The sequence below is a fragment of the Mycobacterium sp. genome (assembly GCF_025965855.1).
Lineage (GTDB): Bacteria > Actinomycetota > Actinomycetes > Mycobacteriales > Mycobacteriaceae > Mycobacterium.
In genome coordinates, this window is the sequence record NZ_JAOPWB010000281.1 from 1 (window position 1) to 20,156 (window position 20,156).

Genomic DNA, 20,156 nt, shown 5'->3' on the forward strand with positions numbered 1-20,156 from the left:
CCGAGCACCCCATCGAGATCGTCGGAAAGCGGCTGCGCGACCTGATGAGCTGGGTGGACCGCCCGATCACCGAAACCGCATAGCCGCTTGCCGAGACTGAATTTACGCACACCCGCCGCGGCGTGTCGTGTGCGTAGTTTCAGTGTCGCGGCGGCGAGCTACGACGCCAGCCGGCCGGCGACCGCCACCACCCGGCGGGCCAGGTGATCGAGGGCGTTCCGGGTGGGGTCGTCGAATTCGTCGATGTTGTCGTGGGTGGACACCAGGCTCACCCCGTACGGGTTGCCGTCGACGAACTTGCACGGATCGGTGTAACCCGGCGGCACGATGATGCCGCCGAAATGCATGAGCGTGATGTACAGCGCGAGCAGGGTGGTCTCCTGACCGCCGTGCAGGGTGTTGGACGACGTGAAGGCCGCATACACCTTGTCCGCGAGCTTGCCCTCGGCCCACAGCCCGCCCAGTGAGTCCAGGAAGGCGCGCAATTGCGCGGCGGGCGAACCGAAGCGAGTCGGCGAGCCGAAGATCACCGCGTCGGCCCACACGATGTCGTCGCCGGTGGCCGCGGCAAGGTCCTTGGTCGCTTCGTAGTTCGCGGTCCACGCCGGGTTGTGCGCGAACGATGCGGGGTCGTGGGTTTCGGCGACGTGCCTGAGGCGCACTTCGGCGCCCGCGGATTCGGCCGCGGCCGCGACGCGTTTGGCCATCGCGGTGCCGTGACCGGTGGCCGAGTAGTAGTTGATCGCGAGTTTCGTCACGGGCTCAGCTTAGGCATAGCGGTGATCCCGAATTCGCGGCGCAACAACGTGCGTGCGGCGTAGTAACCGGCCATGCCGTGCACCCCGCCGCCGGGCGGGGTGGCCGCCGAGCACAGATACACCTTGGGAATCGGTGTGCTCCAAGGGTTTAGGCGCGGTGTGGGGCCGGCGATCGCGCGCCAGGCGGAATTTCCGCCCATCCCGATGTCGCCGCCGACGTAATTGGCGTTGTGGTCGGCCATCCGGGCGGCGGGCACGGCGCGGGCCGCCACCACGATGTCGCGGAAGCCGGGCGCGAACCGCTCCACGACCCCCGTCACGGTCTCGGTCGCGTCGACGGTGGAACCCGACGGCACGTGGGCGTAGGTCCAGAATGGCCGTCGGCCCACGATGTCGATGCGGCCGGGATCGGCGATGTGCGGCGAGGCGGCCAGCACCATCGGCCACTGCGCGTCGCGCCCGGCGGCGATGTCGGCCTCGGCTTGCGCCATCTGCTCGCGGGTGCCGCCGAGATGAAGGGTCGGCGCGCGCCCCAGCCGCGGGTCCGACCACGCGATGTCCTCGCTGAGCACGAAATCGACCTTGGCGACTCCAGGTCCAAACGTGTAGCGGCGCAATGTATTCGCGTAGCGAGCCGGGAGCGCGTCGCCGTAGATCCGCAGCAGCGCGGTGGGCGCGGTGTCGAAGGCGACGACCTCGTCGGGCGGCTCAGTGACCTCACAGCCGGCCGTGAGTTCGCCACCGTGCGCGCGCAGGTCGGCGATCAGCGCGTCGGTGATCGCCTGGCTGCCCCCCACCGGAATCGGCCAGCCCACCGAATGGGCGAGCGTGGCCAGCATCAATCCGGCACCGGCGGCCGTCAACGACGGCATCCGCGAAATCACGTGCGCGGCAACACCGGTGAACAATGCGCGGGCATCCTCGCCGACCAGCGACCCCCAGGCGGGCGTTCCTTGCGCCACCATCCGCAACCCGAGGTGCAACGCGGAGGGTAAGGAGCCGGGCATCGACCGTTTGTCGCCGAGCAGCAATCCGACGACCGCGCCCGAATTCTTCACCAACGGGCCCAGCAGGCGCCGCCAGGACGCGCCGTGCTCGAGTTCGGCGCAGGTGCGCTCGAGATCCCGGTAGGCGATCACCGCCGGCCGGCCCGGCAGCGGGTTGGCGTAGGAAATCTCTGGCACCGCCAGTTGCACGCCGCGCGCGGGCAGGTCGAACGCCGCGAAAAACGGCGACGCCAGCGCCAGCGGGTGAACCGCCGAGCACACGTCGTGTAAGACTCCCGGAGAGTCTGGGTCGGGCGCCGTGCGGGCGCCGCCGCCGAAGGTCGGCTGGGCCTCGACGACCTGCACTTTCAAACCCGCGCGTGCGCAGATGACGGCCGCGGTCAGCCCGTTGGGTCCGCTGCCGACGACGGTGACGTCCACCCGTCAATTACAGCCGATAGGCTGGCCGGGTGAATCTGCCTGTTGTACTTATTGCCGACAAACTCGCCGAATCAACCGTCGCCGCCCTGGGAGACCAGGTCGAGGTCCGCTGGGTCGACGGGCCCGACCGGGAGAAGCTGCTGGCCGCCGTCCCCGAGGCGGACGCGCTGCTGGTGCGGTCGGCCACCACCGTCGACGCCGAGGTGCTCGCGGCCGCCCCCAAGCTGAAGATCGTCGCCCGCGCCGGGGTTGGCCTGGACAACGTCGACGTGGGCGCCGCGACCGCGCGCGGTGTGCTGGTGGTCAACGCCCCCACGTCGAACATCCACAGCGCCGCCGAACACGCGCTGGCGCTGCTGCTGGCCGCGGCCCGCCAGGTGGCGGAGGCCGATGCCACCCTGCGCGAGCACACCTGGAAGCGGTCGAAGTTCTCGGGCACCGAAATCTTCGGCAAGACCGTCGGTGTCGTCGGGCTGGGCCGGATAGGCCAGTTGTTCGCGCAACGGATAGCTGCCTTCGGCACCCACGTCGTGGCCTATGACCCGTACCTGCCGCCGGCCCGGGCGGCGCAGCTCGGCATCGAACTGCTGACCCTGGACGACCTGCTGGCCCGCGCCGACTTCATCTCGGTGCATCTGCCGAAGACCCCGGAGACGGCGGGCCTGATCGACAAGGAGGCGCTGGCGAAGACCAAGCCGGGCGTCATCATCGTCAACGCCGCGCGCGGCGGTCTGGTGGACGAGGCGGCGCTGGCCGACGCGGTGAACCGCGGGCATGTCCGCGCCGCCGGCCTCGACGTGTTCTCCACCGAACCGTGCACCGACAGCCCGCTTTTCGAGCTGCCGCAGGTGGTGGTCACGCCACACCTGGGGGCGTCCACCGCCGAGGCCCAGGACCGGGCCGGCACCGACGTCGCCGAGAGCGTGCGGCTGGCGCTGGCGGGGGAGTTCGTTCCCGACGCCGTCAACGTCGGCGGGGGAGTGGTCAGCGAGGAGGTGGCGCCCTGGCTGGACCTGGTGCGCAAGCTCGGGGTGCTGGCCGCCGCGCTGTCGGGCGAGGTGCCGGTATCGCTGTCGGTGCAGGCGCGCGGCGAGCTCGCCTCCGAAGATGTTGAGGTGCTTCGGCTTTCGGCGCTGCGCGGCCTGTTCTCGGCAGTCATCGACGAGGCGGTGACGTTCGTCAACGCGCCGGCGTTGGCCGCCGAGAGGGGCGTTACCGCCGAAATCACCACCGCGACGGAGAGCCCCAACCACCGCAGCGTCGTCGACCTGCGGGCGGTCGCCCACGACGGCTCGTTCGTGAACGTCGCGGGCACGCTGTCCGGACCGCAGTTGGTGGAGAAGATCGTTCAGATCAACGGCCGCAACTTCGACCTACGCGCCCAGGGCACCAACCTGGTGATCAACTACGTCGACCAGCCCGGCGCGTTGGGCAAGATCGGCACCCTGCTGGGCGCGGCCGGCGTGAACATCCAGGCGGCGCAGCTGTCCGAGGACGCCGAGGGTCCGGGCGCGACGATTCTGCTGCGGCTTGACCAGGACGTGCCCAAGGACGTGCGATCGGCGATCGCGGCGGCGGTGGGCGCCAACAAGCTCGAAGTGGTTGACCTGTCGTGAAATGCGCCGGCGACTATGCAGAGCGGAGCGATGAGGTGGGGGCAGCTCCCACTCGCGGGGGACGGCGCCTATGAAACTCGCGGTGATCGGCGGCGACGGGATAGGGCCGGAGGTAGTGGCCGAGGCGATCAAAGTCCTTGACGCGGTCGTGCCGGGGGTGCAGAAGACCAGCTATGACCTGGGCGCCCGTCGTTTCCACGCCACGGGCGAGCTACTGCCGGAATCGGTGCTCGCCGAATTGCGGGACCACGACGCCATCCTGCTCGGGGCGGTCGGCGATCCGTCGGTGCCCAGCGGCGTCCTGGAGCGAGGCTTGTTGCTGCGCCTGCGCTTTGAGCTGGATCACCACGTCAACCTGCGACCGGGCCGGCTATACAAAGGGGTGAGCAGTCCGCTCGCCGGAAACCCCGAGATCGACTTCGTGGTGGTGCGCGAAGGCACCGAGGGACCCTACACCGGCAACGGCGGCGCGATCCGCGCCGGAACGCCCAACGAAGTGGCCACCGAGGTCAGCGTGAACACCGCGTTCGGGGTGCGCCGAGTGGTGCGCTACGCATTCGAGCGGGCAAGGCTGCGCCGCAAACACCTGACACTGGTGCACAAGAACAACGTGCTGACGTTCGCGGGCAAGCTGTGGTCGCGGATCGTGGCCGAGGTCGGCGCGGAATATCCCGACGTGGAGGTCGCGTACCAACACGTCGACGCCGCCACCATCTTCATGGTGACCGACCCCGGCCGCTTCGACGTGATCGTCACCGACAACCTGTTCGGCGACATCATCACCGACCTGTCCGCGGCGGTGTGCGGCGGAATTGGCTTGGCCGCCAGCGGAAATATCGACGCGACCCGGACCAATCCCTCGATGTTCGAGCCGGTGCACGGCAGCGCACCCGACATCGCCGGTCAGGGCATCGCGGATCCGACCGCGGCGATCATGTCGGTGGCGCTGCTGCTTTCCCATCTCGGCGAGCACGATGCGGCTGCCCGGGTGGACCGGGCCGTCGAGGCCTATCTGGCAACTCGTGGGAGCGAACGGCGCGCCACCACCGAAGTCGGCGAACGGATCGCAGCCGCGCTGTAGTTTCTAAGCCGGGTGGCAGCAACCGGGCCGGCACCAACGGCACCGCCGCCAGCGGGAACAGCCCGCACAGCAGCCACGCCGACGGATACTTGGCCGCACCGATCAGCACGCCGAACAGCGGGGGGCCGGCGGCCGCCATCACCCGCTGGGTGGTGTTCTGGATGCCCAGGGCGCGTCCGCTCCAGAAAGGCCCCGCGAATTCGGTGATGGCGGTTGCCTCCAGCCCATTGTCGAGCACCGCCAACACCGAGACGGCGACCATCAGCGGGATGTCGAATCGCGAGTCGACGTAGTCCGAAAGGGCCAGCAGGAACAGGGTCAACGCGGCAGCGGCGGCGATGACGGCGACCGGTTGCATGCGTGAGCCGATGCGATCGGACCAGCGTCCGACCGCGACGCGGCCCAGCGCCCCGAGCAACTGCGACAGGGTGACCAGGCCGCCGGCCGCGGCGACCGACCAGTGGTGGTGGTTCATCAGCCAGACGAGCATGAACGTGACGGTCACCGTTTGCGGCATCATGAGCAGGCCCCCGACCGCGTGGATCCGCCACAGCACCGACGAGCCGTGATACGGGCTGGCCAGCTCCTCCTTGGTGGCCGTCTCCCGGGATTTCCGCGGCGGGTTGACGATGCCGACCGCGCTGGCCACCGCCGCCGCGCCGCACACCAGCGCCGGAAACATCAGGCCCGCATGCGGGCCGTGCTTGGCCAGCTCGGGCATGATCAGCGCGCCCACCGCGATTCCCAACGGCTGCGCGGTCTGACGGATGCCCATCGCGAGCCCGCGCTGCTGCGGCGGAAACCACGCGGACACCAGCCGGCCGCCGGCGGTGTTGCAACTCGCCGCGGCCATCCCCCCGAGGAACAGCCAGACGGCGACCCACACCAGCGAGTGAACCGACGCCGCGGCATACGCGGCGGCCGCGGTGAGCCCCGAGCCAACAGTCAGCACGAGCCGCTCGCCGACGCGGTCGAGCACGTAGCCCCAGACGACGAGCGTGACAACCATGCCCCAGCTCGGCATCGACGACAGCAGGCTGGCTTCGGCCAACGGGGTGCCGCGCGTGGCTCCCAGCGACGGGATCAGGAAGGCAACGCCGTTGATGAATAGGAACGAACTGGTCGTCACGAACAGCGAGACGATCATGATCGACCACCGCTTGCCGGCGCTGAGGGCGGCAGGGTGCCCCTTGGGCATTAGTCCATGCTTCCACAGCCCTGGCACCGGTTGCGCGAGCCGCGATTACCGATCACTAGGCTCAAGCGAATGCGCCTCGGTCGAATCGCCAGCCCGGACGGTGTCGCCTTCGTGAGCATCGAGGGCGAACTCGACGATCCCGCCGCCATGCTCGCCCGGGAGATCGCCGAGCACCCTTTCGGCACCCCGACCTTCACCGGCCGATCATGGCCGCTGGCCGACGTACGGCTGCTGGCGCCCATGCTGGCCGGCAAGGTGGTCTGCGTGGGCAAGAACTACGCCGATCACATCGCGGAAATGGGCAGCTTCCAAACGGGCCCGGCCCCGGCCGATCCGGTGATATTCCTCAAGCCCAATACCGCGATCATCGGGCCCAATGTGCCGATTCGGTTGCCCGCCAATGCCTCACCGGTGCACTTCGAGGGCGAGTTGGCGGCGGTCATCGGCCGGCCCTGCAAGGACATTCCGGCCTCCCAGGCCGCCGACAACATCCTCGGCTACACCATCGGCAACGACGTGTCGGCACGCGATCAACAAAAGGCCGACGGCCAATGGACCCGCGCCAAAGGCCATGACAGCTTCTGCCCGGTCGGGCCGTGGATCGTCACCGATGTCGACCCGGCGGATCTCGAACTGCGCACCGAGGTCAACGGCGAAGTGAAGCAACACAGCCGCACCTCGCTGATGATCCACGACGTCGGCGCCATCGTGGAGTGGATCTCGGCCGTGATGACCCTGCTGCCCGGCGACCTCATCCTCACGGGTACACCGGCCGGCGTCGGTCCCATCGAGGACGGCGACACCGTCTCCATCACCATCGAGGGAATCGGCAGCCTCGTCAATCCGGTTGTCCGCAAAGGAAAGTCGTGACCTCCACTTCGAAGGTACGGGTCCGATTCTGCCCGTCGCCCACCGGCACCCCACACGTCGGGATGGTGCGCACCGCACTGTTCAACTGGGCCTACGCCCGACACACCGGCGGCACCTTCGTCTTTCGCATCGAGGACACCGACGCGCAGCGCGACACCGAGGAAAGCTACCTGGCGCTGCTCGACGCGCTGCGCTGGCTCGGCCTCGACTGGGACGAGGGGCCCGAGGTCGGCGGGCCCTACGGCCCGTACCGGCAGTCGCAGCGCGGCGAGGTCTACCGCGACGTGGTGGCGCAGCTGCTCGAGGCCGGCGAGGCCTACTACGCCTTCTCGACGCCCGAGGAGGTCGAGGCACGTCATATCGCTGCGGGCCGCAACCCCAAGCTGGGCTACGACAACTTCGACCGGCAGCTGACCGATCCGCAGCGTGCGGCGTTCCTGGCGGAAGGCCGTAAGCCGGTGGTGCGGCTGCGGATGCCCGACGAAGATCTCGGCTGGGACGACCTGGTGCGCGGAACGACCACCTTCGCGGCGGGCACCGTGCCCGATTTCGCGCTGACCCGCGCGACCGGAGATCCGTTGTACACCTTGGTCAACCCGGTTGATGACGCGCTGATGAAGATCACCCATGTGCTGCGGGGCGAGGACCTGCTGCCGTCGACCCCGCGTCAGCTGGCTCTGTATCAGGCGCTGATGCGGATCGGCGTCGCCGAACGCATACCGCAATTCGCGCATTTGCCAACCGTATTGGGGGAGGGAACCAAGAAGCTTTCCAAGCGCGACCCGCAGTCGAACCTGTTCGCCCACCGCGACCGGGGCTTCATCCCGGAGGGACTGCTGAATTACCTTGCGCTGCTGGGCTGGGCGATCGCCGACGATCACGACCTGTTCAGCGTGGACGAAATGGTGGCCGCCTTCGACGTCGTCGACGTCAATTCCAACCCGGCCCGATTCGACCAGAAGAAGGCCGACGCGCTCAACGCCGAGCACATCCGGATGCTGGACCCCGACGACTTCACCGCCCGGTTGCGCGACTACTTGGACACCCACGGCCATTACATCCGGCTGGATGACGCCGGATTCGCCACCGCCGCCCAGCTGGTGCAGACCCGCATCGTCGTCCTGAGCGACGCGTGGGACCTGCTGAAGTTCCTCGACGACGACGAATACGCGATCGACCCCAAGGCCGCCGCCAAGGAGCTCGGCCCCGACGGCAACGCGGTTCTCGACGCGGCTTTGGCCGCGCTGGACGGCGTGGCGGACTGGACCACGGAGCAGATCGAGGCCGCCCTCAAGTCCGCGCTCATCGAGGGTCTGGCGCTCAAACCGCGCAAGGCGTTTGGGCCGATCCGGGTCGCCGTGACGGGAACAACGATCAGCCCGCCGTTGTTCGAATCGCTGGAGCTGCTGGGCCGCGAGCGCAGCCTGCGGCGGTTGCGGGCCGCGCGCGACGACGCGGTCTGACTTTTTGGTAGTCTGCACTGCGGTTTACAAAGGCCGCCTACGGCGGGCCACGGCGGTTCCAGGACACCGACAGGGTGCGCAGAAGCCGTTGTGACCAGCGGTTTTAGGCAGCCAATGGGGTATGGTGTAATTGGCAACACAGCTGATTCTGGTTCAGCCATTCTAGGTTCGAGTCCTGGTACCCCAGCAAAATCGCAGCATGGCTTGCGATTAGGTGCGCCTTTCTCAGGTGAGCTATGCTGGCTGCTCGGATCGGTTCTGGCCCCGTCGTCTAGCGGCCTAGGACGCCGCCCTCTCACGGCGGTAGCGTGGGTTCGAATCCCATCGGGGCTACATATTTCTACTGGCCGGTCCCCAGCGCGGCCGGCGCGGTCGATCCGCCGACCGGCATAGCCGGCAATCCGAGTTTGCGGTGATCCCACGAGCGCGCGCGGCGGGCGACGATGCGCACGCAGACCCGCTTGTTCATCATCTGCTCGACGAAGGGCTTCATGTCATCGGTGTAGGGGCCGGTGTAGCGCTCGAACACGCTGACACCCACCCGGTGCGAGACGTCGGGATCGTCGATGATCTCCGCGACGCCCTCGAACGACACTCCGCGCAGCGTGTCGTAGGTGTCGCCGCCCTCGATCAGGAAGCTCACCCGCGGATCGCGGGTGAGGTTGACCGCCTTCTGCGACTTGGCCTTGGTCTCGAGCCAGATCTCGCCGTCGACGACGGCGTACCACATGGCGGTCAAGTGCGGCTGGCCGTCGGGGCCGACGGTGGCCAGTGTCCCGGTGCGGCTCTTGACGACGAAATCGGCGATCTCGTCCTCCGACATGACGATGCCCGCTCGCTGATTGGTTCCCATGGCGGTCAGTTTGTCAGGCCGCGCCGCGGTGGCTGTGCACTGGTGGCATTGGGCGTGCTGGCGGGTTCAGTCTGTGCTGAGGGCGTTCAGTGTGTGCTGAGGGAGCAGTTTTCGGCGATTTTCAGCCCTAGACGCACACTGAAAGCCGCCAGCGCACACTCAAAGGCGCCCGGGGAACAACCCGAGGACCAAGCTCGCGTCTAGTGTCCTGGGGGCGTGAAAATTGCGATCCCGGCTCCCGTGGATACACGGGCGCTTAGAGCCGGCGGGTGAGCGCCTCTGCCGAGGACAGCAGATCGGCGGCCCAGCGGGCCCCCGGGCGCCGGCCGATGCGGTCGACGGGTCCGGACACGGATATGGCGGCGATGACGACGCCGCGGCCGTCGCGCACCGGCGCCGACACGCTCGCCACACCGGGCTCGCGCTCGGCCACGCTTTGCGCCCAACCGCGCCGGCGCACTTCGGTGAGCGCCCGGTCGGTGAATTTCGCCGCGGGCAGCACGGCCTTCTGGACGGTGGCGTCGGCATAGGCGAGTAGCACTTTGGCCCCCGAGCCCGCCGTCATCGGCAGGCGCGCCCCGACCGGAACCGTATCGCGAAGACCCGCAGCCGGTTCGAGGGCGGCCACGCAGACCCGCGAAGTTCCCTCGCGGCGATACAACTGCACGCTTTCGCCGGTGGTCTCACGCAACGCGGGCAGCACCGCCGCGCCCGCGGCCAGCAGCGGATCGTTGACGCGGGCGGCCAATTCGGTGACCGCGGGACCCAGCCGCCAACGCCCTTCGTCGTCGCGCGCCAGCAGCCGATGAACTTCGAGGGCGGCCGCCAGCCGGTAGGCGGTGGCCCTGGGCAACCCGGTTCGCTCGCACAGTTCGGCCAGTCCGCACGGGGATTCGGCGATCGTGTGCAGCACGCCCACCGCTTTGTCGAGGACGCCGATGCCGCTATGCTGTCTCACAAGGAGATACTAACGTCTCGCATTCTGAGATGACAGCGGAGAGACCGAATAGGGGCGAATTCGATATGGGATCCGACGTCAAGCCGCGCACCCTGGCCGAAAAGGTCTGGGGCGACCACGTTGTGGTATCCGGGGGCGGTTCTGAACAAGCGGGGGCCCCCGACTTGATCTACATCGACCTGCATTTGGTGCACGAGGTCACGAGTCCACAGGCGTTCGACGGCCTGCGCCTCGCCGGCCGTCCCCTGCGGCGCCCCGACCTGACGCTGGCCACCGAGGATCACAACGTGCCCACCGTCGACATCGACAAGCCGATCGCCGACCTGGTGTCGCGCACGCAGGTCGAGACGTTGCGGCGCAACTGCGAGGAATTCGGCGTCCTGCTCTATCCGATGGGTGACATCGAGCAGGGCATCGTGCACGTCGTCGGGCCGCAATTGGGCCTCACCCAGCCGGGGATGACGATCGTCTGTGGCGACAGTCACACGTCCACGCACGGCGCATTTGGCGCGCTGGCCATGGGGATTGGCACCTCGGAGGTCGAGCACGTGCTCGCCACGCAGACCCTGCCGTTGCGGCCATTCAAGACGATGGCGGTCAATGTCGACGGGCCGTTGGACGCCGGCGTGACCGCCAAGGACATCATCCTCGCGCTGATCGCGAAGATCGGCACCGGCGGTGGGCAGGGTCACGTCATCGAATACCGGGGCAGCGCCATCGAATCGCTGTCGATGGAAGGCCGGATGACGGTCTGCAACATGAGCATCGAAGCCGGCGCCAGGGCGGGCATGGTGGCGCCCGACGAGACCACCTACGAGTTTCTGCGCGGCCGCCCGCACGCCCCGACCGGCGCGCAATGGGATGCCGCGGTGCAGTACTGGCAGCAGCTGCGCACCGACCCTGGCGCCGTCTTCGACACCGAGGTCTACCTCGACGCGGCCAGGTTGAGCCCGTTCGTCACGTGGGGAACGAACCCCGGCCAGGGGGTGCCCCTGGACGCGGCCGTGCCGGATCCCGAACTGATGGCCGACGACGGCGAGCGGCAGGCCGCCGAGAAAGCCTTGGCGTACATGGACCTTCGACCCGGGACGCCGATGCGCGACATCGGCGTCGACGCCGTGTTCGTCGGCTCTTGTACCAACGGTCGTATCGAAGACCTGCGCGCGGTGGCCGGCGTCCTGCGTGGCCGCAAGGTCGCCCCGGGGGTGCGGATGCTCGTCGTGCCGGGCTCCATGCGGGTGCGCGCGCAGGCCGAAGCCGAAGGGCTGGGCGAGATTTTCACCGCCGCCGGCGCCGAGTGGCGCCAGGCGGGATGCTCGATGTGCCTGGGCATGAACCCCGATCAGCTTTCCCCGGGGGAGCGGTGCGCCGCGACGTCCAACCGCAACTTCGAAGGGCGGCAGGGTAAAGGCGGCCGCACCCACCTGGTGTCCCCGGCCGTCGCCGCCGCGACGGCGGTGCGGGGCACGCTGTCCGCGCAGGCCGACTTGAACTCCAACTGATTGTGAATCGAGGACAAGAATGGAAGCCTTTCGCACCCACACAGGCATTGGCGTGCCGCTGCGGCGGTCGAATGTCGATACCGATCAGATCATTCCCGCGGTGTTCCTGAAGCGCGTAACCAGAACCGGTTTCGAAGACGGCTTGTTCGCCACGTGGCGGTCGGATCCTTCATTCGTGCTAAACCTCAGCCCCTTTGACCGCGGCTCGGTTCTGGTGGCCGGCCCCGATTTCGGCACCGGATCGTCGCGCGAGCATGCGGTGTGGGCGCTCATGGACTACGGATTCCGGGTGGTCATCTCGTCTCGATTTGGTGACATTTTTCGGGGCAACGCCGGCAAGGCGGGCCTCCTGGCGGCCGAAATTTCTCAGGACGGCGTGGAACTCCTATGGAAGCTGATCGAGCAGAGTCCGGGCTTGGAAATCACTGCCAATCTTCAAGATCGAAATATCACCGCCGGAACGGCGGTGCTGCCGTTCAACATTGACGACCATACCGCTTGGCGACTGCTCGAGGGTCTCGACGATATAGGCCTTACGCTGCGGAAACTCGACCAGATCGAGGCGTTCGAGGCAGCGCGTCCCCAGTGGAAACCGCGCACTCTGCCCGTCTCCTGAAGGGTCGATCGGGACGGAATTTCTTCTGGTCAGCTAAGTAAACTCGGCCGATTTTCCGGCCCCCCCACCGACCAAGGGCGGCAACCGGATTGCGACAACTTCGGCCGTTCGGTCCTGAAATTGCGCGTGGCTCTTGGAAATTTGCTGGGTGAGGGATTACCGTGTCCACTAGTCGGTTCCCAAAACGAGGACCACTAGCTTCGGAGGGTTTGGATGAACAAAGCAGAGCTCATTGACGTGCTCACACAGAAATTGGGCTCGGACCGTCGGCAAGCGACCGCTGCCGTCGAGAATGTCGTCGACACCATTGTCCGTGCGGTGCACAAGGGCGACAGTGTCACCATTACCGGGTTCGGTGTGTTCGAACAGCGGCGGCGCGCGGCGCGGGTGGCCCGCAATCCGCGTACCGGTGAGACAGTAAAGGTGAAGCCGACATCGGTCCCAGCGTTCCGGCCCGGTGCTCAATTCAAAGCGGTTGTGTCTGGCGCACAGCGCCTCCCGGCGGAAGGACCTGCAGTGAAACGTGGTGTGGTATCAGCCGGCGCAGCCAAGAAGGCGGCGAAGAAGGCTCCGGCCAAGAAGGCGGCAAGCAAGGCTCCGGCCAAGAAGGCGGCGGCCAAGAAGGCTCCGGCCAAGAAGGCCGCGGTCAAGAAGGCTCCGGCCAAGAAGGCCGCAACCAAGGCTCCGGCCAAGAAGGTCGTGAAGAAGGCTCCGGCCAAGAAGGCGGCCACCAAGGCTCAGGCCAAGAAGGCTCCGGCCAAGAAGGCAGCGACCAAGGCTCCGGCCAAGAAGGCCGCATCAAAGAGGCCGGCCAGCAAGGCTCCCGCCAAGAAGGCCACCTCGCGGCGCGGCCGCCGCTAGGAACTTCCACACGCGGATGCCCTTCGGGGTGGCGGTGATGCCGCCCGGAGGGTATTTGCGTGTCAGGCCCGCACATTGGCGGCCAGGGCGCCGCCGATGTGGTCGGCCGCCACCAGCCGACCGGCTGACAGGGACAGCACCCACGTACTGCCCTTGTGGTTGCGGGATTTATCGGGACGCACTCCGTCGCGGTCGCACCACCAGGCGATCAGGTCCGGAATCACCTTGCCCTGCGTGCAAATGACCGGGGTGCCTTCCTCCTCCGCGATGCGCAGCACCCGGTGGCGCGCGCGCTTGGGGTTCTTGGCGTACGCCTCCTCGGTGAGGGTTGGCTCGTTGTGGATGGTCACACCGAGTTCCTCGGCGAGCGGTTCGACCGTCTGGTGACAGCGAAGCCGGTCCGCCGCATAGACGTCGGAGGCGCCGAAGGCCAGTAGCTGTGGAACCAAGGCCTCCGCCTGCGCGCGTCCCTTCTTGTCCAGCGGCCGTTTGGTGTCGTCGCCTTTGAACCGTGATTTTCTGCCGGCGCTGGCGTGCCGCACCACGAGTACGGTGTGTGTGTCCGCTGGCTGCTTTGCGAAGCGGCGCAACATCTTTCGATCATGCGGGTAGCTGAGTCTGTCCTTCGCGTCGGCGACCGGCAGCCACACCAGCTCATCGACCTCGCGGCCCGGCGTGAATTCGCCGCCGGTGTCGCGCGCCACCCAGTAACAGACCTTCTTGACGCCCTGCTCGATCGGGTAGCTCACCAAGCCGAGCCGCCTGCCAAGAATGGCGCGGTGACCCGTCTCCTCGAACACTTCCCGCACCGCCGCCGCGGGCACCGTCTCGCCCGGCTCCACCTTGCCCTTCGGCAGCGACCAGTCGTCGTAACGGGGCCGATGGATTACGGCTAGCTCGAGGGCCGGGGCCGCCGAATCGGCGCCACCCCTCCGCCACAGCACCGCGCCCGCCGCATGCACGATCCGGCTGCCCGACCGCCGACCCGCCGACGAGGTCTGGTTCGACACCTAAACTCCTGCAGGTCAATTCGGCTGAGGTCGCTCGCGACCTGGAAAGCTACCACATCGCGCTACGGGCTGCGGTGCCGCTCCATCAGTGACACCTGATGGTCGCGCACGGTGTGGCCCTCCTGGGGCGACGCGGTCCACTGCCCGTCGGAACCCAGCTCCCAGCACCGGGTCGAGGGATCCAGCGCGGACTCGAACAAGTCGTCCAAATATGCGGTGAGCCGCGGATCCTTGACCTGAACCAGCGCCTCGACGCGCCGGTCGAGGTTGCGGTGCATAATGTCGGCGCTGCCGATCCAGAACTCGTTGATGCGATTGAAATGCATGATCCGCGAGTGCTCCAGGAAGCGGCCGAGGATCGAACGTACCGAGATGTTCTCCGAGAAGCCTTCCGCCCCCGGGCGCAGCGCGCAGATGCCGCGCACCACCACCTCGACCCGCACACCCTCCCGCGACGCGCGATACAACGCGTCGATGACCTGCTCGTCGACCAGAGCGTTCAACTTCATGCGGATCCGGCCCCCACCGTGTTCGCGGTGGGCTGCGATCTCGCGCTCGACGCGTTCGATGATGCCCGTGCGCACACTGTGCGGGGCGACCAAGAGATTGCGGTACGAGACCTTGCGCGAGTAGCCGGTAAGCGAATTGAACAAGTCGGTCAAATCGGCCCCGATTTCGGGGGAAACCGTGAGTAGACCCACGTCCTCGTATAGCCGCGCCGTCTTCCCGTTGTAATTGCCGGTCCCGATGTGGCAGTACCGCCGGATCGTCGAACCTTCGCGGCGCACCACCAGGCAGGTCTTGCAGTGTGTCTTCAGTCCGACGTACCCGTAGACCACGTGCACGCCCGCCTGCTCAAGTTCGCGCGCCCAGCGGATGTTGGCCTGCTCGTCGAAGCGCGCCTTGATCTCCACCATTGCCACCACTTGCTTGCCGGCCTCGGCCGCGGCGATGAGCGCCCGAACGATCGGCGAATCACCGGAGGTGCGGTACAGCGTCTGTTTGATCGCCAGCACGTTGGGGTCGGCGGCGGCCTGCTCGATGAATCGCTGCACGCTGGTCGAGAACGAGTCATACGGATGATGAAGCAGGACATCGCCTTCGCGCAGGGTCGCGAAGATGCTCCTGGGTGTTTCGCGGTCGGCGAAGGCGGGGTGGGTATCCGGAACGAATGTCGGATCCTTGAGCGCCGGCCGCTCGATGCCGTAGATCTGCCACAACGACGAAAGGTCGAGAAGGCCGGGCACTTCGATGACGTCACCGGGATGCACGTCGAGTTCGCGCAGCAGCAGTTCGAGCATGCTTTCGGTCATGTCGTCGGCGATTTCGAGCCTTACCGGCGAACCGAAGCGCCTGCGTGCCAACTCCCGTTCAAGTGCCTGTAGCAGGTCTTCGTCGCGGTCCTCTTCAACCTCGTAGTCCGCGTTGCGGGTAATGCGGAAAGCGTGATGCTCAACGATTTCCATGCCCGGGAACAGCTCGGGAAGGAATGCCGCGATCAGTTCTTCCATGGGCAGATAGCGAACGATTTCCGGCCCTTCGCCGTCGGAAACACCGCGGGTTTCGAGTTCGACGAAGCGATCGACGTTGTTGGGCACCTTGACCCGGGCGAAGTGCTGGCCACCATCCTCGGGTTGGCGCACCATGACTGCCAGGTTCAGGCTCAACCCGCTGACGAACGGGAACGGATGAGCGGGATCGACGGCCAACGGCGTCAAGACGGGAAAGACTTGTTCGGTGAAATAGCTCGACAATTCGTCGCGCTCGGCCTGATCCAAATCGGCCCACGTGACTATGTGGATGCCTTCCTCGGCGAGCGCCGGTCGCACGGAATCGAGGAACACCCGCGCGTGCCGGGTGGCGATTCGCTGGGTCTGCTCGCCGATGCGGGCCAGTTGCTCACGCGGCGTCAGACCGTCGGCCGATCGGACGGACAGGCCCATCTCGTCGCGGCGCTTGAGGCCGGCCACCCGCACCATGTAGAACTCGTCGAGATTGGAAGCGAAGATCGCCAGGAATTTGGCCCGCTCCAGCAGCGGCAGCGAGTTATCGGCGGCCAGCGCCAGGACGCGCGAATTGAAGTCCAGCCAGCTCAGTTCCCGGTTGAGGTAGCGGTCCTCGGGCAGCTCGCCGGAGATCGCGGCGGGGGTGGCCGCGGGTGGTGCCGCCACGGCGGCCTCGCCCGAATGCCATACGGTCTCGTCGGGCCGCGGCTCGGCTTCGATTTCGGTCACCATGCGATCATTGCTCATTACCCGCTGGTGCTGCTAGCGCTCGGCGGACATCCGTTCGCCGTTGGCGCACCGTTTACCGCTCGTACAGGTTTGCTGGCGCGGGGTTTCGCCGGCCCGCGCTAGTGCTGCGCGACGGCCCGGGCGGTCGCCGCACCGACTCCGAGGCGGCGGGCGGCCGTCAGGTCGGCGGGCGTGTCGACATCGCATCGCAGGCCGGGCCAGGCGCCCGTCAGCTCAATCGCGCCCGAACGGCGGTGCCGCGCGGACGAATCCGGCCCGAACCGCGGGTCGAGCGCGGTGCCGAACGCGCAGAGCGCGGCGGTTCCCGTCGCCAACCGGTCGGCGACGAAGCTGCGCCCGTGCTGCCGCGCCGCGGCTATCGCCTCGGCCAGCTCCTGGGTCTGCAACGCGGGCAAATCGCCTTGCAGCACAACGATATTGGCGAAGGCACCGGCTATCGCTCGTTCGGCGGCGGCGATCGCGTTGTTCAGCGGGTCGCTGTTGCCTTCGGGCGTCGGGTCGGCGAGCACACCGGCCCCGAGCTCGGCGGCCGCGGCCGCCGCGGCGTCGTCGGGCGTGACGACGGTGATCGAGCCCAGTGCCTCGACACCCGACGCTGCGGTCAGGGTGTCGACCAACATCGCCAGCACCACCTTCTCCCGCGTGGGCGCCGAGAACACCGGGGCCAGCCTGGTCTTGGCGGCGGCCAGCCGCTTGACGGCGATGATCAGCGCGACGTCACCCGCGCCGTCATCCGCCCCGTCGGCGCGTGTGCCGCTCATGGGGCCATCCTGCCAGCGCGACCCCGCGGCCCCGCGTCACGGTAGCGTGACGGCACACCGTCGAGTCACAGATAGGGGTATCGAATGGCCAGCGCCATGGCCGGTTTTCAGGGCGCCGTTGCGGTGATGGGCGCCGGTGCCTGGGGCACGGCGCTGGCGAAGGTGCTCGTCGACGCCGGGGGGCCGGGAGCGGCGGTCAAGCTCTGGGCCAGGCGATCCGAGATCGCCGAGCAGATCAACGCCACCCGGTACAACCCCGCCTATCTGCCCGGCACCTTGTTGCCGCCGGGCATCCGTGCCACCGCCGACGCGAGCGAGGCCCTGGCCGGCGCGACGACGGTGCTGCTGGGAGTGCCGGCGCAGACGATGCGGAGCAATCTCGAGCGGTGGGCACCCTCGGTTCCCGAGGGCGCGACGCTGGTCAGCCTGGCCAAGGGCATCGAACTGGGCACCCTCATGCGGATGAGCCAGGTGATCGTTTCGGTGACCGGCGTGGACCCGACACAGGTCGCGGTGATTTCGGGGCCGAACCTGGCCAGTGAGATCGCCGAATGCCAGCCCACCGCCACGGTCGTCGCATGCAGCGACTCCGGCCGCGCGGTTGCCGTGCAGCGCATGGTGAACAGCGGCTACTTCCGTCCCTATACCAACAGCGATGTGGTCGGCACCGAGATCGGCGGGGCGTGCAAGAACGTCATCGCCCTCGCCTGCGGAATGGCGGCCGGCGTGGGGCTTGGCGAAAACACCGCCGCGGCGATCATCACCAGGGGCCTGGCGGAGATCATGCGGCTGGGAATAGCCCTCGGCGCCAAGGGGGCGACGCTGGCCGGGTTGGCGGGGGTGGGAGACCTGGTGGCCACCTGCAGCTCGCCGCAGTCGCGCAACCGGTCGTTCGGCGAATGCCTGGGCCGCGGCGGGACCATGGAATCGGCGACGCAGGCGAGGGACGGCCACGTCGTCGAGGGCGTGACGTCGTGCGAGTCGGTGCTCGCGCTGGCAGCCAGTTACGACGTCGAAATGCCACTCACCGACGCCGTGCACCGGGTCTGCCACAAGGGACTGTCCGTGGACGAGGCGATGGCTTTGCTGCTGGGCCGCAGGACCAAGCCCGAATGAGGCCTCCCGGCGAGCGAAACCCCAGCTAGCGGCCCGCCGCCCGACCTAGGGGCCTTTTACCCGGTAGCCTCTCCAGGTTGTGAATGCCAGCGAGCGCGTGCGCGTCGCCGTCGTGTTCGGCGGGCGTAGCAACGAGCATGCCATCTCGTGCGTGTCGGCGGGCAGCATTCTGCGCAATCTCGACCCGCAGCGTTTCGAGGTGGTCGCGATCGGCATCACCCCGCAGGGCTCGTGGGTGCTCACCGACGGCAACCCCGATGCGCTGGCGATCACCAACCGGCAGCTGCCGCAGGTGACCGCCGAATCGGGCACCGAGCTGGCACTGCCAGCGGATCCGCGGCGCGGCGGTGAGCTGATTTCGCTGTCGCCCGGGGCCGGTGATGTTCTGACGTCGGTCGACGTGGTGTTTCCTGTGTTGCACGGCCCTTACGGCGAGGACGGCACCCTCCAGGGACTGCTCGAACTCGCCGGGGTGCCCTACGTCGGCGCCGGTGTGCTGGCCAGCGCCGCGGGGATGGATAAGGAGTTCACTAAGAAACTCCTTGTCGCCGAGGGACTTCCGGTTGGCCCGCACGCGGTGCTGCGCCCCACGCGGGCGGTGTTGAGTCTCGAGGACTGCGAACGGCTGGGTCTGCCGGTGTTCGTCAAGCCGGCGCGGGGCGGCTCGTCGATCGGCGTCAGCCGGGTCTCGAGCTGGGAGCAGCTGCCCGCCGCGGTCGCGAACGCTCGCCGGCACGACCCGAAGGTGATTGTCGAGGCGGCGATCAGCGGTCGCGAGCTGGAGTGCGGCGTACTCGAAATGCCCGATGGCACAGTGGAAGCCAGCACATTGGGCGAGATCCGGGTGGCCGGCGTGCGCGGACGCGAGGACTCGTTCTACGACTTCGCGACGAAATACCTCGACGACGCAGCAGAATTGGACGTGCCAGCGAAGGTCGACGACGACATCGCCTACGCGGTGCGCCAGTTGGCGATCCGGGCGTTCAGGGCCATCGATTGCCAGGGCCTGGCCCGGGTCGATTTCTTCCTCACCGAGGACGGGCCAATCATCAACGAGATCAACACGATGCCGGGGTTCACCACGATCTCGATGTACCCAAGGATGTGGGCGGCCAGCGGTGTCGACTATCCCACCCTGCTCGCGACCATGGTCCAGACGGCGTTGGCCCGCGGCGTGGGTCTGCGCTAACGCGCGGGTGCCGGGTCGATGGGAGCGGCCGCCATGGTGCGATCGATCGCGTCGGAGAGCTGCTGGATCGGCGTCGGTCCCGATCCCGAGGGCAGCGTGAGCGCCACGTACACCGGCCGATCGACCGTGTACCACGTGGCCCTGGCGGCGTCACCCGTGGATTGCTGGCCGGCGGCCACTTCAAACCACTGCACCCGATCGACGATCTGGATCGGGGACCCCACCACGAACTCGGCGGGCCGATCGAGCCCGCAGCGCAACACCACCGGCTGGCTGTCCGGCCCGGCCCGCCAGGCCGCCGCGCCTGGGGGCGCCGGCTGCGCCAGCTGTGCGCGCTGATAATCCCCCAGCCGCTGCGGCAGCGCGTCGGCCAGCGCCTTGCACGCGGCGCTGGTCGCCTGCGGCGCAGGGAAGGCCGCGACGGCAACCGGTTGTGGTGGCGCCTGGCGGGTCGCCGCGATGGCCAGGATCACGCCGATCGCCACGACGGCCAGCGCGACCGCCGCGATCATCACGGCGCGCGGTGGTCCGGTATCGGTAGCTGGGCCGGTTACGGGGTCGGTCGTCACCGCCCGCGCACCTCCTTGCTTTCATAAAATGGCGCGGTCCGCTCACGCGTGGC

Annotated in this window: 18 protein-coding genes, 2 tRNA genes and 1 pseudogene; 12 read left to right on the forward strand and 9 right to left on the reverse strand. The window is 67.9% G+C overall.

Annotation, left to right across the window (positions count from 1 at the left end):
- The coding region (locus JWP83_RS23890; RefSeq protein WP_297735981.1) for a hypothetical protein at positions 1–83 on the forward strand (83 nt) is incomplete at its 5' end.
- Between the two features lie 75 nt (positions 84–158).
- On the opposite strand, the gene wrbA is transcribed toward JWP83_RS23890, so the two are convergent.
- Both wrbA and JWP83_RS23900 read right to left on the reverse strand, forming a co-directional pair.
- Positions 159–758, reverse strand: a complete 600-nt coding sequence (gene wrbA / locus JWP83_RS23895; RefSeq protein WP_297735870.1) for an NAD(P)H:quinone oxidoreductase — start codon at positions 756–758, stop codon at positions 159–161.
- Positions 755–2,185, reverse strand: coding sequence for an NAD(P)/FAD-dependent oxidoreductase (locus tag JWP83_RS23900; RefSeq protein WP_297735873.1), 1,431 nt, complete (start codon positions 2,183–2,185; stop codon positions 755–757). Before JWP83_RS23900 ends, wrbA begins: the two co-directional genes overlap by 4 nt.
- A gap of 29 nt (positions 2,186–2,214) precedes the next feature.
- Here JWP83_RS23900 and serA point away from each other — a divergent pair, with 29 nt between their 5' ends.
- The gene (serA, locus tag JWP83_RS23905) at positions 2,215–3,801 is read left to right on the forward strand and encodes a phosphoglycerate dehydrogenase (protein ID WP_297735876.1); all 1,587 of its coding nucleotides are present in this window, start codon (positions 2,215–2,217) and stop codon (positions 3,799–3,801) included.
- A 70-nt stretch (positions 3,802–3,871) separates the two neighbouring features.
- Complete coding sequence (locus tag JWP83_RS23910) at positions 3,872–4,882, forward strand: 3-isopropylmalate dehydrogenase (RefSeq protein ID WP_297735879.1); 1,011 nt, start codon at positions 3,872–3,874, stop codon at positions 4,880–4,882.
- Positions 4,883–5,015: 133 nt separating this feature from the next.
- On the opposite strand, the pseudogene JWP83_RS23915 reads toward JWP83_RS23910, so the two are convergent.
- Positions 5,016–6,080, reverse strand: a pseudogene (locus tag JWP83_RS23915) (MFS transporter); the annotation flags it as partial.
- A 69-nt stretch (positions 6,081–6,149) separates the two neighbouring features.
- Between JWP83_RS23915 and JWP83_RS23920 the strand changes: the two are divergent.
- The 4 genes from JWP83_RS23920 to JWP83_RS23935 all read left to right on the forward strand — a co-directional run bounded on the left by JWP83_RS23920 (position 6,150) and on the right by JWP83_RS23935 (position 8,746).
- Positions 6,150–6,950 carry a fumarylacetoacetate hydrolase family protein gene (locus JWP83_RS23920; protein WP_297735882.1) on the forward strand — a complete coding sequence of 267 codons (801 nt, stop codon included), beginning with the start codon at positions 6,150–6,152 and terminating at the stop codon, positions 6,948–6,950.
- The gene (gene gltX, locus JWP83_RS23925) at positions 6,947–8,413 is read left to right on the forward strand and encodes a glutamate--tRNA ligase (RefSeq protein ID WP_297735885.1); all 1,467 of its coding nucleotides are present in this window, start codon (positions 6,947–6,949) and stop codon (positions 8,411–8,413) included. The genes JWP83_RS23920 and gltX overlap by 4 nt, the downstream gene beginning before the upstream one ends.
- A gap of 115 nt (positions 8,414–8,528) precedes the next feature.
- Positions 8,529–8,600 (forward strand) — tRNA-Gln (locus JWP83_RS23930).
- A gap of 73 nt (positions 8,601–8,673) precedes the next feature.
- Positions 8,674–8,746, forward strand: a tRNA-Glu gene (locus tag JWP83_RS23935).
- A gap of 7 nt (positions 8,747–8,753) precedes the next feature.
- Here the strand turns inward: JWP83_RS23935 and JWP83_RS23940 are convergent.
- Positions 8,754–9,266 (reverse strand): PPOX class F420-dependent oxidoreductase, encoded by a 513-nt coding sequence (locus JWP83_RS23940; RefSeq protein WP_297735888.1) that lies wholly within the window; start codon positions 9,264–9,266, stop codon positions 8,754–8,756.
- A 256-nt stretch (positions 9,267–9,522) separates the two neighbouring features.
- Positions 9,523–10,224 (reverse strand): IclR family transcriptional regulator, encoded by a 702-nt coding sequence (locus JWP83_RS23945; RefSeq protein ID WP_297735892.1) that lies wholly within the window; start codon positions 10,222–10,224, stop codon positions 9,523–9,525.
- A gap of 65 nt (positions 10,225–10,289) precedes the next feature.
- Between JWP83_RS23945 and leuC the strand changes: the two genes are divergently transcribed.
- The 3 genes from leuC (at position 10,290) to JWP83_RS23960 (ending at position 13,203) form a co-directional block, all read left to right on the forward strand.
- Positions 10,290–11,726, forward strand: a complete 1,437-nt coding sequence (gene leuC / locus JWP83_RS23950) for a 3-isopropylmalate dehydratase large subunit (RefSeq protein WP_297735984.1) — start codon at positions 10,290–10,292, stop codon at positions 11,724–11,726.
- Between the two features lie 19 nt (positions 11,727–11,745).
- Complete coding sequence (gene leuD / locus JWP83_RS23955) at positions 11,746–12,342, forward strand: 3-isopropylmalate dehydratase small subunit (protein ID WP_297735895.1); 597 nt, start codon at positions 11,746–11,748, stop codon at positions 12,340–12,342.
- Positions 12,343–12,555: 213 nt separating this feature from the next.
- Positions 12,556–13,203 (forward strand): HU family DNA-binding protein, encoded by a 648-nt coding sequence (locus JWP83_RS23960; protein WP_297735898.1) that lies wholly within the window; start codon positions 12,556–12,558, stop codon positions 13,201–13,203.
- A 62-nt stretch (positions 13,204–13,265) separates the two neighbouring features.
- On the opposite strand, the gene JWP83_RS23965 is transcribed toward JWP83_RS23960, so the two are convergent.
- From JWP83_RS23965 to cofC, 3 genes are all read right to left on the reverse strand, one after another.
- Positions 13,266–14,213: an NUDIX hydrolase gene (locus tag JWP83_RS23965; protein WP_297735901.1), complete on the reverse strand. Its 948-nt coding sequence runs from the start codon at positions 14,211–14,213 to the stop codon at positions 13,266–13,268.
- Between the two features lie 62 nt (positions 14,214–14,275).
- Complete coding sequence (locus tag JWP83_RS23970) at positions 14,276–16,465, reverse strand: RNA degradosome polyphosphate kinase (RefSeq protein WP_297735904.1); 2,190 nt, start codon at positions 16,463–16,465, stop codon at positions 14,276–14,278.
- A 101-nt stretch (positions 16,466–16,566) separates the two neighbouring features.
- Entirely contained in the window at positions 16,567–17,229 is a 663-nt protein-coding gene (cofC, locus tag JWP83_RS23975; RefSeq protein ID WP_297735907.1) for a 2-phospho-L-lactate guanylyltransferase, read from the reverse strand.
- 96 nt (positions 17,230–17,325) lie between these two features.
- On the opposite strand from cofC, the gene JWP83_RS23980 reads away from it, so the two are divergent.
- Entirely contained in the window at positions 17,326–18,345 is a 1,020-nt protein-coding gene (locus JWP83_RS23980; protein ID WP_297735987.1) for an NAD(P)H-dependent glycerol-3-phosphate dehydrogenase, read from the forward strand.
- 79 nt (positions 18,346–18,424) lie between these two features.
- The gene (locus tag JWP83_RS23985; RefSeq protein ID WP_297735910.1) at positions 18,425–19,534 is read left to right on the forward strand and encodes a D-alanine--D-alanine ligase family protein; all 1,110 of its coding nucleotides are present in this window, start codon (positions 18,425–18,427) and stop codon (positions 19,532–19,534) included.
- On the opposite strand, the gene JWP83_RS23990 is transcribed toward JWP83_RS23985, so the two are convergent.
- The gene (locus JWP83_RS23990; RefSeq protein ID WP_297735990.1) at positions 19,531–20,046 is read right to left on the reverse strand and encodes a DUF3515 domain-containing protein; all 516 of its coding nucleotides are present in this window, start codon (positions 20,044–20,046) and stop codon (positions 19,531–19,533) included. The genes JWP83_RS23985 and JWP83_RS23990 overlap by 4 nt on opposite strands.
- Positions 20,047–20,156 lie beyond the last annotated feature (110 nt).